The sequence below is a fragment of the Yinghuangia sp. YIM S10712 genome, assembly GCF_051388935.1.
Lineage (GTDB): Bacteria > Actinomycetota > Actinomycetes > Streptomycetales > Streptomycetaceae > Yinghuangia.
On sequence record NZ_JBPKBI010000014.1, the window covers coordinates 159,977 to 171,580 of the forward strand.

Consider the following 11,604-nt stretch of genomic DNA (forward strand, 5'->3'; position numbering starts at 1 on the left):
CGCCACCATCGATGTCGTGGGCGCCCGCACCAACAACCTGCGCAACGTGTCCGTCAGCATTCCCAAAGGCCGGCTCGTCGCCTTCACCGGCGTGAGCGGCAGCGGAAAAACCTCGCTCGCCATCGACACCCTGCACAGCGAAGCCCAACTGCGGTATCTGGAGGGCCTGTCGCCGTTCGTACGCCAGTACATCACCCAGCGCAACCGCCCCAAGGTCGACCGCGTCCTCGGCCTCGGCGCCACGCTCGCGGTCGACCAGCGCCGCCTGAACCGCAATCCCCGCTCCACGGTCGCCACCATCACCGGCGTCGACGGGCACCTCGGACTGCTCTACTCACGCATCCCGTCGATCGGCCAGGGCACGGGCGTGGACCCGGCGGGCGCAGGCGACGGCCCATTGACCACCGCCCACTTCGACCGCCACTCCCCCGAAGGCGGCTGCCGCGACTGCCACGGCATCGGCGGACGCTGGCAGGCCCGGGAGGACCTCGTCGTCACCCGCCCGGAACTGCCCCTCTTCGAAGGCGCGTCGCCCTGGTACGCCAAGTGGCGCAGCGGGGAACACATGTTCATCCCCGCACTGGCCGCCAAACGCGGCGTGGACCTGAGCCGGCCGTGGCAATCCCTGCCTGCCGAGTTCCGTCACGAGGTGCTGTACGGCACCGGCAACGAGGCGGTCGAGGCCACCGTCGACATCCCGAACAAGAACGAGACGGCCCGCATGACCTACACCTCCAGCCAACCGCTGCGCGGCGCGCTCGCCGAGGTGGAGAGAGTGTTCCACAACGCCCAAACGGCCGGCGCCAAACAGCGCTACCTGCCTTACATGCACAAGCAGCCCTGCGGCACCTGCCGTGGAAGCGGGTACGACCGCATCGCCCGGTCCGTACGCCTCGGCGGCCTGACCTACCCCGACCTGTTGGAGGTCGACGTACGCGAGGTCCGTCGCTGGGCCGGGCACGTCGCCGACAGCCTCGACACCCGCCGGCGCACCGTCGGCGAGCCCCTGCTGCACGACCTCGGACGCAGACTCCGCCTCCTGGACCGGCTCGGCCTGGCTCACCTGCAACTGTCCCGCAGCGCCGCCACACTCTCCGGCGGCGAGCTACAGCGCACCCGGCTCGCCGCGCAGCTCGGCACCGAACTGAGCGACGTCATCTTCGTCCTGGACGAACCCGGCGCCGGGCTGCACCCCGCCGACAAGAAGCACCTCCTCGACATCGCCTTGGAGCTGCGCGAGGTCGGCAACACCGTCCTCCTTGTCGAACACGACCCCGAACTGATCGCCCGCGCCGACTGGATCGTCGACATGGGCCCCGGCGCGGGCCGCCTCGGCGGCGAGGTCCTGGTCTCCGGACCGCCCGCCCTGGTCGCCGCCGACCCCGCGTCACCGACCGGCCGCCACCTCGCCGGCAACGGGCCGCGGCTGTGCCGCACCCGCCGCCCTGTCTCGGGGGACACCGACTGGCTGGAACTGCGCGGCCTGCGTGCCCACAACGCCGTCGCGGATCTCCTGCGCCTGCCCACCGGGCGGCTCACCTGCCTGACCGGGGTCAGCGGCAGCGGCAAGAGCAGCATCCTCGGAGCGCTCGCGGCAGGCGTGGCGGCCGGACTGGACGGTACGGTGGCGGACACCGTGAGGGAGGTCACCGGACTCGACGGGTTCGGCTGGATCGCCGTGGTCGACCAGGAACCCCTCGGGCGTACGCCGCGATCCAACCCGGCCACGTACAGCAAGGCGTTCGACGTCATCCGCAAGCTGTTCGCCTCGACCGACGCGGCACGCACGCGTGGCGTCGACGCGTCATGGTTCAGCTTCAACACCGCGGGCGGCGGGCGCTGCGAAACCTGCACCGGGTACGGACGCAAACTCGTCGACATGCACTTCCTCCCCGACGTGTGGGTGGTGTGTGACACATGCGACGGCAGGCGCTACCGACCCGAGGCCCTGGAGATCACCTACCAAGGCCTGGCCGTCGACCGGGTGCTGGACCTGACCGTCGCCGAAGCCGCCGAGGTGTTCACCGACCCCCGGCAACTCGCCGAGACGCTCGGGGCACTCGAACGGGTCGGGCTCGGCTACCTCCGACTCGGCCAGAGCGCCACCGAGCTGTCCGGCGGCGAGGCGCAGCGGCTCAAACTCGCGTCCGCCATCCAGCGCGGCGCCACGAGCCGCAAGGCCGGCCTCATCGTCCTCGACGAACCGGTCTCGGGCCTGCACCCGTCCGACATCCAGCGGGTCGTCGACGCGCTCGACGTCCTGCTGGACTCGGGCAACACCGTTGTCGTCGCGGAACACCACATCCCCGTCGCCGCCTCGGCGGACTGGGTGATCGACCTGGGGCCGGGCGCAGGCCCCGACGGAGGCGCTGTGGTCGCGCAGGGCACCCCCGACACCGTCGCGGCCGCCGATACCGCCACCGCCGGGTACCTCCGTCGGTACACGGCCGGGCTGCCGCTCCTGGACACCCCGGCGGACGCGCGGCGCTGACGCACGGCGTGCGGTCGCGACGGGCACGGGCGGATGCGTGGCCCGGGCGAAGGCCGACCCGACCGGCCGCCCGGCCAGAATGGTGCCGGGCGGCCGGTCGTGGTCGCCACCGAGACACGGCGGCACAGCGGCACAGCGGCAGCAGGGTCAGGCACGACAGGCGAACGAGCGGTGCGCCGCGCCACGACACCAGGCGCCGGAAGGAGCGACATGCGGGCAAGCCGGGCCATCGCACTGCTGCTGCTCCTCCAGACCCGGCGCGCCATGACCGCGACGGAACTCGCGGCCGAGTTGGAGGTCTCCGAGCGGACGGTGCAGCGCGATGTCGCCGCACTGGTCGAGGCCGGCGTACCGGTGTACGCCGAACGCGGTCGCGGCGGCGGCTACCGTCTCGTCGACGGCTACCGCACTCGCCTCACCGGCCTCGAACGCGCCGAAGCCGAGGTCCTGCACCTGGCCGGACTCCCGGGCCCGCTGCGCGACATGGGCCTGGCCGGACACGCCCTCGCCGCGCGGTTGAAGGTCGCCGCCGCCCTCGGCGACGCCCCCGCGGCCGCCACCCAGCGGTTCCACCTGGACGCACCCGCCTGGTTCCGCGATGCCGAGCCCCCGCCCCTGCTCGCCGAGGTCTCCCGCGCCGTGTGGGAGGACCGCGTCCTCCACGCTCGCTACGCGGCGCGCGGCGGTGCCCGGGACCGGCGCCTGGAGCCCTACGGCCTGGTCCTGAAGGCCGGGCAGTGGTACGTCGCCGCGCGCAGTCCATCCGGCCGCTTCGGCTCCTACCGCGTCGACCGCTTCGAAACCGCCGAAGCCGGCAACGAACACTTCGACCGGGACCCGCAGTTCGACCTGGCGGACTACTGGGCCACGGCGTCGCGGGAGTTCGCCCGCGCCATGTTGCGCGAACGCGCGGTCGTACGCCTGAGCCCGCTCGCCGTCGACCACCTGCCCATCCTGCTGGAGCCGACAGCCGCCTCCGACGCCCTCGCCACCGCGGGCCCTCCGGACGCCGACGGCTGGGTCACCGTCACCCTGCCGCTTGAGAGCTGGGACATCGGCTATTTCGAGCTTCTCCGTCTCGGCCCGGAAGCCGAGGTCCTCGACCCGCCCGAATTCCGCGCCCGCCTGGCCGAAGCGACCCGCCGCGCGGCCGCCCTCTACACCTGAGAGCCGCTCCTGCCGCAGGACCCGCACCGCCGTTCGTTCGTCGACTCACCGGATTGGGCGGCCCGCCCGGCTTCGGGTCAGCGCAGACTGCCGTTCCATTGCCAGACACGGCGTCGGGGCAGGCCCGGCAGCTCAATGCGGCCCGTGCACCACAGCAGGGTGGCCGACGGACTGTGTCCGTCGGGGGCGTCCGGGAAGAGCCTGCCGACCACGGCGGCGCAGGAGGCGTCCGGCGGAGTCCACGGGAGGCCCAGGGCGCGGGTGATGTCGTAGGTGTGGACGGCCAGTTCGATGATGCCCATGGCGGCGAAGCCGGAGCGGTCCGAGTGCCCCCACGGGTGCCAGGCGCGTACGTCGTCAGGGGTGCCTCGGACAGTGGCGGCCAGCAGCGACGCGGCGATCCGCAGGCCGTCCAGGCAGTCGGGCACGGGAGCCTGCGGGTCGAGTGACGCGAAAAGGGTGATGTAGCGGTCCTGAGGGCGGGCGATGAGCAGGCCGGCGTAGCCGACCACGCCGAGGGCGATGTGGTCGAGGGTCTGGCGGCAGGTCCAGTCGAGACCGTGGGCGAGGCGTGACCAGTCCCGCTGCGCTCCGTCGACGAGGACGGACAGGCAGTCGTCGGCGGTGGCGGCCAGCAGGTCCGCCCACGGCGCGGCGGCGACGCCGGGGCTTGGCACGGGGTGCGCGGGCAGTGTGGATGTCATCGGTCGTCTGCCTCGCTGCGCAGCGCCTCGATCACACTTGCGTAGCTGTCGGCCCCGTGGCCTGCCGCCTTCGTCCGCACCATCAGGGACCTGAGGAGCCGGGGCAGGGCGTTGTCGACGCCGCGCGCCGCCGCGGCGTGGATGAGGTGGTCGACGGCTGCGATCTGCACGTCGACGGTGGCGTCGTCGCCCGGGTAGTGGCCGGCGTCGACCTGAGGCGCGTAGGTGGTGAGGAAGCCGGCGACCGCGCCGAGCCAGCGGATCGCGACGGGGGTGAAGTCCGCGGCCGGTACCTTCTCCGCCCCGAGCAGCGCGCTGCCGTGCAGCCAGCCGGTCATGGTGGCCCACATCAGGCCGAGCAGGGCGGCGTCGTACAGGGAGGCCGCCCCGGGGTCGGTGCCCAGGTACACCGGGTCGCCCAGCACGCCCAGGGTCGGGCGGTGGGCTTCGAGGACGGCCGACGGGCCGCTGTAGAGGAACATCATGTCGGGGCTGCCGACGCCCGGCGGCGTGGTCATGATCGCGCCGTCGAGGTATTCGGCGTCGTGCGACCGGGCCCACGCGGCGGCCTCGTGGGCCTGCTCCGGGGTGCCTGACGTGAGGTTGACCAGGGCCTTCCCTCCGAGCGAGTCGGCAACGGGGTCAAGGACGGCGTGCATGGCCTCGTAGTCCAGCACGCAGACGACGACCAGCGGGCTCGCCGCGACCGCTTCCTCCGGCGTCGCGGCCCGGCGGGCACCCCGGTCGACCAACGATCGGGCCTTGTCCGCCGAGCGGTTCCAGACGGTGGTCGTGAGGCCTCGGTCGAGAAACGCGGCCGCGAGCGCGGAGCCCATCGAGCCCAACCCGATTACGGTGACGGCCTGGTGATCAGATTGCATGCGAACTCCCTGTGCATCCGCTTGTGCGGTGGTCGGTTGCGTGACGACCAAGATCGCAGCGCGCGATGCCCGGGAACAGTGACCGGGGTGACAGCGGCCACCAAATTCCTGCCATAGCCTCGACGCATGAATCCTGGCTCCGTCGCCGTCGTCGTCAGCGACGATGTGGGCGTTCCCTCATGGGATCTGTACGAACTGAGCATCCCGTGCACGGTGTTCGGGAAGCCGCAGCCCGACCTCGCCGAGCCTTGGTACGACCTGCTCCTGTGCGGCACCGGGGATCCCGGGCACGACGGCTCCCCGGCCGCGACCGGGCTGTCGGTGCGGACGCCGTACGGGCTCGACGACCTCGTCGGCGCGGACACGGTCATCGTGCCCTCCGTGCCGGACGCCTGCGTCGAGGAAGGACGTCCGCTGCCGCCCGAGCTGATCGCGGCTCTGCGCCGCGCGTACGACGCGGGCGCCCGTATGGTCTCCCTGTGCACCGGCGCCTTCGCACTCGCCGAGGCGGGGTTGCTCGACGGACGCCGCGCGACCGCCCATTGGATGCACACGGCGCAACTGGCCGCGAGGTACCCCAAGATCCAGGTCGACGATTCGGTGCTGTACGTCGACGACGGCGATGTGCTCACCAGCGCCGGACTGACGGCCGGGCTCGACCTCTGCCTGCATCTGGTACGGCGTGACCTCGGCGCCCACGTGGCCAATCAGTTGGCCCGCCGCATGGTCGTGCCCGCCCACCGGCCGGGCGGTCAGGCGCAGTTCATCGATCTGTCGGTACCGGCCGCCGACGAAGGAAGCCTCGGACCCGTACTCGACTGGGCCCGCGACCGTCTGCACGAGCCGTTGACCGTCCAGGAGTTGGCACAGCGCGCGGCGATGAGCACGCGGACCTTCCACCGGCGGCTCCAGGCGGCCACCGGGACGACTCCCCACCAGTGGCTCCTCCACCAGCGCCTGGCACGGGCCCAAAGCCTCCTGGAATCCACGAATCTGCCGGTGGAGAAGGTCGGCGAACTGAGCGGCCTCGGCACGGCGAACAACCTCCGCCACCACTTCCTGAAACAGGTCGGGGTGTCCCCAAGCGACTACCGGCGGGCCTTCGCCCGAACACCCGAGCCGACCACGAAGCCGCAACCGCCGATCTGACCGCCGCACCACAGCATGACGTACAGCACCCGCACCCGCCCCGCTCCGGGTCGGTGCTCACAGCCACTTTTTCGAGGCCCGCCAGCCCCAAACGGGGACGCACCCCGCCGAGCAACCGGTCCGCAGATTCTCCTCACAGTGCCCGGCCGGCATCAACAAGGAGTACAGTCCTTAGAACTGTGCTCCTAAGGAATGCCGACGATGCTGCAAAAACCTGCGGATGTCTTCGACCGTGTGGCCGAGTGGCGGGCGCTCGCCACGTTCGCCACCCGACCGTCGTCCCACGCCCTGCTCGGCGTTGTCAGCGGACGACGGCGGATGGGCAAGACGTACCTGCTTCGCGCCCTGACCGAGCAGTGCGACGGCTTCTACTTCGGCGCCACGACGGCCACGGCGGGGGAATCACTGCGCCAGTTCGGCGCCGCACTCGCCGAATACATGGGAGCACCGGCGCCCTTCTCGTTCGCGACGTGGGACGACGCCGTCACCTTCCTGTTCGGCCTCGCCGTGCCGGAGAGGGGCGACGGCCCGCTGGTCATCGTCCTGGACGAGTTTCCCTATCTGGCCAAGGTCTCGCCCGAACTCCCGTCGCTGCTCCAACGTGAGATCGACCGGTTCCAGACCCGGCCCAGCCGAATGCGGCTGCTGTTGTGCGGTTCGGCGATGTCGGTGATGGGCGGGCTGCTCGCCGGCTCGGCCCCGCTTCGCGGACGCGCGCAACTGGAGTTGGTGATGCGCCCGTTCGACTTCCGCGCGGCGGCGCAGTTCTGGCAGGTCGCCGAACAACCGGCGCTGGCGGTCCGCTTGGGTGCGGTGCTCGGCGGAACGCCCGCCTACCGGCGGCAGTTCCTCGCGGACGACGTCCCCGGTGATCTCGCCGACTTCGACGACTGGGTGTGCCGGGCGGTCATGTCGCCCTTGAGCCCGCTGTTCCGGGAGGCGCGCTATCTCCTCGCCGAGGAGACCGACATCCGCGACACCTCGCTCTACCACTCCGTGCTGGCCGCGGTCGCGGAAGGCAACAGCACACGCGGCGGCATCGCCGGCTACATCGGGCGCAAGGCGGTGGACATCTCCCACCCGCTCAACGTGCTGGAGGACTCGCACCTGCTCATCAGGGAGGCGGACATCTTCCGCCCCGGCAAGTCGCGATACGGCATCGCCGAACCCCTCATCACCTTCTATGAGGCGATCATGCGTCCGGCCTGGGGTCGCTTGGAGCTCGGCCAGGCACCCCAGGTATGGGCGGCGTCGAGGACACGCTTCGCGGCGCAAGTGGCCGGCCCGTACTTCGAAACAGTGTGCCGCGCCTACCTTCTGGGTCCCGGCGCCGATCTGGCCGGCTCACCGCTGGGGCAGGTGGGCGCCGGGGTGGTGACCGACCCCTCGACCCGCACCTCGATCGAAATCGACACCGCGGTCGTCGAAGCCGGTGACAGCCGCCACCGGCCCAGGGTTGCGCTGCTCGGCGAGGTCAAATGGGGAACGACCATGGGACTCCCGCACCTTGAACGCCTCACCCGCGCCCGAGACGTCCTCACCACCCGCGGCATGGACACCGACGGCTGCATCCTCGCCTGCTTCAGCGCGGCCGGATTCACCGAGCACGTCAGGCGGGAAGCGGACCAGCGCGACGACGTGCGCCTACTCGGCTTGGCCGAGCTCTACACCTGACGGAAAGGCTCAGCCGGACCTCTCGATGAATGCGGTTTCGTCACGGATAGGCGTGCATGCCCCGCGACGCGGCGAGGCTTGATCAATGCGCCGCGTCGCGGGATGAGGTCGCGCGGCTCAGGAAGCCGTGGCGCGGACCAGCTCCGTCCATGCGCTGTGGGTGATGGCCAGCCTCGGCCCGGTCTTGACCTTGGAGTCGCGCACCTGCAACGTGCCCTGAACGGCGGCAACTTCGACGCAAGCGCCGCCTTGGTCGTCGCTGTAGCTGGACTNGGCCAGCCTCGGCCCGGTCTTGACCTTGGAGTCGCGCACCTGCAACGTGCCCTGAACGGCGGCAACTTCGACGCAAGCGCCGCCTTGGTCGTCGCTGTAGCTGGACTTACGCCAGTTCAGCTCGTCATTCAAAGCTCTTCCTCCAGCTCCGCGATGAACCGCGCCGAATCCCTGATGGTGAGGGCCTGGGTGCGGATCATGCCATGCCGCTGGGTCAGCAGGCTGATCGTCTCTGCATCCGAGTAGAGCGCGCTCGTTTCCGGACCCTCGACATATGCATAGCGCTCATGCTCCTCGGTTTCCAGGAGCACCAGCGAACCGCTGAGCCCAGGAACGGTACCGCTGTCCGCACGGAGCACCTGCACAGAGACATTGCGCAACTCGCCGACCTCGCGCAACCAGACGAGCTGACGCCATCACCTCGCGTCCGCCCACCGTGCTGCGCAGCGCCGCCTCGTAGACCACGAAGCCGAACTCCGCGCACGGCTTGCGCGTCAGCCGCTCCTGGCGTTCCAACGGCGTCTGGGAGTTCGTCGCCACAGCATCCACCTCCCCCGGTTCACCACGGGACCGCCACGCTGCGTACCCGCGTCGTCACTATATGAGTGTAAGTGGCCGAAAACAGACTGTGATCAGCAATCTGCGGAATCACTCTCCGCAATCAACTTGGCCGCCCGGCCCGCTTTTTCGTACAACGACCCAGGAGTCCGATGACAACGCACCACCACCCCACCGACGCCTCAGTCGCGCCATTCGTACCCGCGACGTACCCGCACGAGGTGACTTGGTCTCTCCCCCACCACCCCCGCAGCGCCGGCAACGCCCGCGCACAACTGCGTGAACACACCCATATCTGGCACGTCGGCGACGAAGTCACCACCACAGCTCAGCTCTTGCTCAGCGAACTCGTCACGAACGCCTGCCGCCACGCCCGGCCCCTGCCCCACGGCCGGGTCACCGTACGCTGCGCCCTGTCTCCCACCGGTACCTTGCGGGTCGAAGTCACCGACGGCTACCCCGTCGAACTCGCGCGCCCACGCCACCCGTCCCCCACCGACATTTCCGGCCGCGGCCTCGCGCTCGTCGCATCACTCGCCAACGCCTGGGGATCCCAGCTCCTCCCCGACACCACCGGCAAGATCGTCTGGTTCGAACTCGCCGCGCCCCCGGGCCCGCCCCCGGCCCGTCAAGATGCTCGAAAGCCCTGAAGCAGCGCGGGGATTCGTACCTTTCAGCGGGACTCGGCTGCGGTCAGAAGGGCGGCACCCGTCCTGTACAGCTCCCGCAAGAGGGGTCGCAGCGCTTCCCCCGTATCCGTGAGTTCGTAGCGGCTGCGGGACGGGAAGCCGGAGATCCGCACATGCCCGACCAGCCCGCGCTCCTCTAGCGTGCGCAGGCGTTCGGAGAGGACTTTCGCCGTCAGGTCCGGCAGCCGCTCGCGGAGGTCGCCGAACGACTGCGGACCGTGCATGAGCTCGCGCAAGACGAGGGTGGTCCAGCGTCCGGCGACGGCGGCGAGAGCGACTTCAACCGGGCAGTCCGGCGTCGGCCGGCTGGTTCGGCCGCACTCGTCGGGCACCAGGTCGAGGTCCCATCCCCGGGTGCCGTCGGTCGTTCGCATGGGCCCGAGTCTCGCACGTGGTGCCGTACCACTCAGACGCTGCCGGTGGGCCGTGTGCCGAGCGCGACACCGAACGGGTTGTCGATGACGTAACGCCACAGCCCGTCCGGGCCACGGCGGGCGACGTCGGTGGCGGTGCCTTCGATGCGGACGTGTCCGCCGTCCGGACCGGTGCCGTCGATCGTCCAGTCGACGATGAGCAGCGCGAGGTCGTCGGCCGTGTAGCAGTGCCGCAGCCGGACGGTTATGGGAAGGCCCAGGCTGAGAAACTCGGCGTTGGCAGCGTGCAGGGCGTCGCCTCGGACTTCGGCCCCGGATTCGGGGACGAACACTGCGTCCGCCTCGTAGACGCCGGCGAGGACGTCGGCGCGACCGGTGTTGAACGCGGCCTCGAACACCTTCGGATGACAGGCGGGGGCATCGGTCAATCGGATGTCTGAGCTGGGGGTGTTGTCTGTCATGCGCCCAGCCAAGCCGGTCCGTGCGCAGGTCACCAAACGGAAACCCACGCCATCCGTACGGACCGCCTCGCGCCGTCGAGATAGACGAGAACCGCGCGTGGTGGCGGCTTTTGTCCATCTCGGCGAAGAGCCTCAGGGAGCCCAGGCGTCGACGAGTTCTTCCGCCCCGAACGTGGCGGCGCAGTCGGTGACGTCGAAGCCTGAGCGCGAGACGGCCACCAGCTGGGTGTCACCGTCGGCGCCCGGGATGGCCAGGGCGTCGCGGGCGAGGGCGGCGAGGTCCCGGCCGCCGAACGGCGCCCGCTCGTGCCACTTGATCGACCCGGCGAAGACAATCTCCCGGGCGGGGCTTCGGTCGGCGGCCACCAGGTCGATTTCCGGATTGTTCGTACGCGGCCACCATCCGCCGATCTCATGGGCGTGCGGCCAAGCGTCGTCCGGCAACAGCCGCCCCAGCGCCTCGCGGACCAGCGGTTCCACCGCGCGCCCTCGCCACGATGCCCAGCCTCGTTCCACCGCGGCCGCGACGCGGCTGCCGCGCCCGCGTTCTACCTCGGCGATGCCGCGCTCGAAGAACGCGAGCCACAGGCGCAGGTAGGGATCGGCCACGCGGTAGCGGCGGTCGCGGTCTCCGGGCTTCGTGGACAGCGGCGTGTCGACGGCGACCAGCCGCTTGTGGGTGAGGGTCCGCAGGGCGTGGCTGAGCGATCCGGCCGGCAGGGGCTTGTCGTCGGCACCGCACCGAGACGCTATGGCGCTGAAAGTCCGCTCGCCGGAGCCGATGACCGAGAGCACGTGCCGCGCTTGGACCTCCACGGGGAACTCCGCCGCGAGCATGCGTTCGCCGGACACCAGCAGGGGCGAGGTCGGGTCGTCGAGGCAGCGGCTCAGGAACGATTCCCGGTTCTCTCCCGGCTGCCATTCCTGGCAGATGAGCGGGAGCCCCCGGTGACCAGGTGGGCGTCGATCGCGTCCGCAGCGGTGAGGCCGGTCATCTCGCCGACTTCGTACGGCGTCAGAGGCGGGAGCACCATCTCGGCTCCCCGCTGGTGGAACGGGCGGCCGTACGTGGACAGTTGAAGTTTACTCAAATGAGTTTTAGTAAAATGAACCTTACTGATCTTTGTGGGTCCAGTTGACGGTGCGTCAGGTGTGGGCATATCCCGTGTATGGGGTACTCGGG

Annotated in this window: 12 protein-coding genes and 1 pseudogene; 5 read left to right on the forward strand and 8 right to left on the reverse strand. The window is 70.5% G+C overall.

The genetic code is table 11. The annotated features are described in order from the left end of the window. The first annotated feature begins 7 nt into the window (after positions 1–7). The gene (locus ACRX5W_RS24950) at positions 8–2,491 is read left to right on the forward strand and encodes an excinuclease ABC subunit UvrA (RefSeq protein ID WP_436790551.1); all 2,484 of its coding nucleotides are present in this window, start codon (positions 8–10) and stop codon (positions 2,489–2,491) included. 210 nt (positions 2,492–2,701) lie between these two features. Next, positions 2,702–3,658 carry a helix-turn-helix transcriptional regulator gene (locus ACRX5W_RS24955; protein WP_436790531.1) on the forward strand — a complete coding sequence of 319 codons (957 nt, stop codon included), beginning with the start codon at positions 2,702–2,704 and terminating at the stop codon, positions 3,656–3,658. Between the two features lie 77 nt (positions 3,659–3,735). Here the strand turns inward: ACRX5W_RS24955 and ACRX5W_RS24960 are convergent, their stop codons facing one another. Together ACRX5W_RS24960 and ACRX5W_RS24965 are read right to left on the reverse strand one after the other, a co-directional pair. Next, entirely contained in the window at positions 3,736–4,362 is a 627-nt protein-coding gene (locus tag ACRX5W_RS24960; protein ID WP_436790532.1) for a maleylpyruvate isomerase N-terminal domain-containing protein, read from the reverse strand. Beyond that, positions 4,359–5,243, reverse strand: a complete 885-nt coding sequence (locus tag ACRX5W_RS24965; RefSeq protein ID WP_436790533.1) for an NAD(P)-dependent oxidoreductase — start codon at positions 5,241–5,243, stop codon at positions 4,359–4,361. The genes ACRX5W_RS24960 and ACRX5W_RS24965 overlap by 4 nt, the downstream gene beginning before the upstream one ends. 126 nt (positions 5,244–5,369) lie before the next feature. On the opposite strand from ACRX5W_RS24965, the gene ACRX5W_RS24970 reads away from it, so the two are divergent. Together ACRX5W_RS24970 and ACRX5W_RS24975 are read left to right on the forward strand one after the other, a co-directional pair. Then, positions 5,370–6,392, forward strand: a complete 1,023-nt coding sequence (locus tag ACRX5W_RS24970) for a GlxA family transcriptional regulator (RefSeq protein WP_436790534.1) — start codon at positions 5,370–5,372, stop codon at positions 6,390–6,392. Positions 6,393–6,593: 201 nt separating this feature from the next. Beyond that, entirely contained in the window at positions 6,594–8,066 is a 1,473-nt protein-coding gene (locus ACRX5W_RS24975; protein ID WP_436790535.1) for an AAA family ATPase, read from the forward strand. Between the two features lie 117 nt (positions 8,067–8,183). On the opposite strand, the gene ACRX5W_RS24980 is transcribed toward ACRX5W_RS24975, so the two are convergent. Further along, positions 8,184–8,471: a DUF397 domain-containing protein gene (locus ACRX5W_RS24980; RefSeq protein ID WP_436790536.1), complete on the reverse strand. Its 288-nt coding sequence runs from the start codon at positions 8,469–8,471 to the stop codon at positions 8,184–8,186. Then, positions 8,468–8,888: pseudogene (locus ACRX5W_RS24985) on the reverse strand (DUF5753 domain-containing protein). The gene ACRX5W_RS24980 and the pseudogene ACRX5W_RS24985 overlap by 4 nt, the downstream one beginning before the upstream one ends. Before the next feature lie 161 nt (positions 8,889–9,049). On the opposite strand from ACRX5W_RS24985, the gene ACRX5W_RS24990 reads away from it, so the two are divergent. Further along, positions 9,050–9,547, forward strand: a complete 498-nt coding sequence (locus ACRX5W_RS24990; RefSeq protein ID WP_436790537.1) for an ATP-binding protein — start codon at positions 9,050–9,052, stop codon at positions 9,545–9,547. 23 nt (positions 9,548–9,570) lie between these two features. Here the strand turns inward: ACRX5W_RS24990 and ACRX5W_RS24995 are convergent, their stop codons facing one another. The 4 genes from ACRX5W_RS24995 to ACRX5W_RS25010 form a co-directional block, all read right to left on the reverse strand. Further along, the gene (locus tag ACRX5W_RS24995) at positions 9,571–9,960 is read right to left on the reverse strand and encodes a winged helix-turn-helix transcriptional regulator (protein WP_436790538.1); all 390 of its coding nucleotides are present in this window, start codon (positions 9,958–9,960) and stop codon (positions 9,571–9,573) included. A gap of 32 nt (positions 9,961–9,992) precedes the next feature. After that, positions 9,993–10,421: a YybH family protein gene (locus ACRX5W_RS25000; protein ID WP_436790539.1), complete on the reverse strand. Its 429-nt coding sequence runs from the start codon at positions 10,419–10,421 to the stop codon at positions 9,993–9,995. 132 nt (positions 10,422–10,553) lie between these two features. Next, the gene (locus ACRX5W_RS25005) at positions 10,554–11,273 is read right to left on the reverse strand and encodes a DUF234 domain-containing protein (protein WP_436790540.1); all 720 of its coding nucleotides are present in this window, start codon (positions 11,271–11,273) and stop codon (positions 10,554–10,556) included. 35 nt (positions 11,274–11,308) lie between these two features. After that, positions 11,309–11,512, reverse strand: coding sequence for a hypothetical protein (locus ACRX5W_RS25010; RefSeq protein ID WP_436790541.1), 204 nt, complete (start codon positions 11,510–11,512; stop codon positions 11,309–11,311). Positions 11,513–11,604: the final 92 nt, after the last annotated feature.

What these genes read in the sequence shown, in the direction of transcription:
- ACRX5W_RS24955 (WP_436790531.1), top strand. Translation starts at nt 2,702, where the DNA reads ATGCGGGCAAGCCGGGCCATCGCACTGCTGCTGCTCCTCCAGACCCGG.
- ACRX5W_RS24960 (WP_436790532.1), bottom strand. Translation starts at nt 4,362, where the DNA reads ATGACATCCACACTGCCCGCGCACCCCGTGCCAAGCCCCGGCGTCGCC.
- ACRX5W_RS24965 (WP_436790533.1), bottom strand. Translation starts at nt 5,243, where the DNA reads ATGCAATCTGATCACCAGGCCGTCACCGTAATCGGGTTGGGCTCGATG.
- ACRX5W_RS24970 (WP_436790534.1), top strand. Translation starts at nt 5,370, where the DNA reads ATGAATCCTGGCTCCGTCGCCGTCGTCGTCAGCGACGATGTGGGCGTT.
- ACRX5W_RS24975 (WP_436790535.1), top strand. Translation starts at nt 6,594, where the DNA reads ATGCTGCAAAAACCTGCGGATGTCTTCGACCGTGTGGCCGAGTGGCGG.
- ACRX5W_RS24990 (WP_436790537.1), top strand. Translation starts at nt 9,050, where the DNA reads ATGACAACGCACCACCACCCCACCGACGCCTCAGTCGCGCCATTCGTA.
- ACRX5W_RS24995 (WP_436790538.1), bottom strand. Translation starts at nt 9,960, where the DNA reads ATGCGAACGACCGACGGCACCCGGGGATGGGACCTCGACCTGGTGCCC.
- ACRX5W_RS25000 (WP_436790539.1), bottom strand. Translation starts at nt 10,421, where the DNA reads ATGACAGACAACACCCCCAGCTCAGACATCCGATTGACCGATGCCCCC.